Below are 1,379 nucleotides of genomic sequence, written 5' to 3'. Positions count from 1 at the left end.
CGGCGGCGGTGCAGTTGCCCGCCGGCCTGGTGCTGGCGCTGCTGGGTCCGCTGCTGGCGGACCCGTCGGTGCTCAAGATCTTCCAGAACGCCAAGTTCGACCTGCTGGTGCTAACCCGCGCGGGCGCGCCGCAGCCGGCGCCGGTCGACGATACGATGCTGATCGCCTACGCCCAGTTCGCCGGCAAGCACGGCCAGGGCATGGACGAATTGTCGCGCCTGTACCTGGGCCACACCCCGATCCCCTATGACGCGGTAACGGGCACCGGGCGCAACCGCATCCCCTTCGCCCGGGTCGATCTGGCCCGGGCCACCGCCTATGCCGCCGAGGACGCGGACGTGACCCTGCGCCTGTGGCTGGCGCTGCGGCCGCAATTGCGCATCCACCGTTCGCTGGCGTTGTACGAGGCCCTGGAACGGCCGCTGGTGGCGGTGCTGGCGGACATGGAACGGACCGGCATCGCCATCGACGTGGCCGAACTGCGCCGCCTGTCGGCCGATTTCGCCGTCCGCATGGCCGGGATGGAGACCGAGATCCACCGCCTGGCCGGCCGGCCGTTCAATGTCGGCTCGCCCAAGCAGCTCGGCGAGATCCTGTTCGACGAGATGGGACTGCCGGGCGGCAAGCGGATGAAATCCGGCGCCTGGGGCACCGATTCGTCGGTCCTGCAGGATCTGTCCGACCAGGGGCACGACCTGCCGGGGCGGATCCTGGCCTGGCGGCAGCTCGCCAAGCTGAAATCGACCTATGCCGACGCGCTGGTGGGCCAGGCGGACCCCGGGACGGCGCGCGTGCATACCTCGTTCCAGATGGCCATCACCTCGACCGGGCGGCTTTCATCCAACGAGCCGAACCTGCAGAACATCCCCATCCGGACCGAGGAAGGCGGCCGCATCCGCCGCGCCTTCGTCGCCGGACCGGGGCAGGTGCTGCTGTCGGCCGATTATTCGCAGATCGAATTGCGGCTGCTGGCCCACGTGGCCAACATCCCCGCGTTGCGCGAGGCTTTCGCGCTGGGGCAGGACATCCATGCCCGCACCGCCTCCGAGGTGTTCGGCATCCCGATCGAAGGCATGGACCCCCTGACCCGCCGCCGGGCCAAGGCGATCAATTTCGGCATCATCTACGGCATAAGCGCGTTCGGGCTGGGGCGGCAGCTCGGTATTCCGCCGGGCGAGGCGCGCTCCTATATCGATGCCTATTTCGCGCGCTATCCGGGCATTCGCGACTATATGGAACGGATCAAGGACGAGGCACGGCGCCAGGGCTATGTCACCACCCCGTTCGGGCGGCGCTGCTGGGTGCCGGGCATCGCCGAGAAGAACGCGGCGCGCCGCGCCTATGCCGAGCGGCAGGCGATCAACGCGCCGCTGCAGGGC

At 69.3% G+C, this 1,379-nt stretch carries 1 protein-coding gene; it reads left to right on the top strand.

Annotated features, from left to right (window positions below; all coding sequences use genetic code 11):
* A partial coding sequence (locus tag HUK84_RS18410) for a DNA polymerase (RefSeq protein WP_246285771.1) occupies positions 1-1,379 on the top strand: 1,379 nt, incomplete at both ends.

It is taken from the genome of Nguyenibacter vanlangensis (assembly GCF_013376155.1).
In the GTDB taxonomy this organism is placed as follows: Bacteria; Pseudomonadota; Alphaproteobacteria; order Acetobacterales; family Acetobacteraceae; genus Gluconacetobacter; species Gluconacetobacter vanlangensis.
Note: the sequence above shows the minus strand (reverse complement) of the source record. Positions and strands in the feature narration are given on the sequence as shown.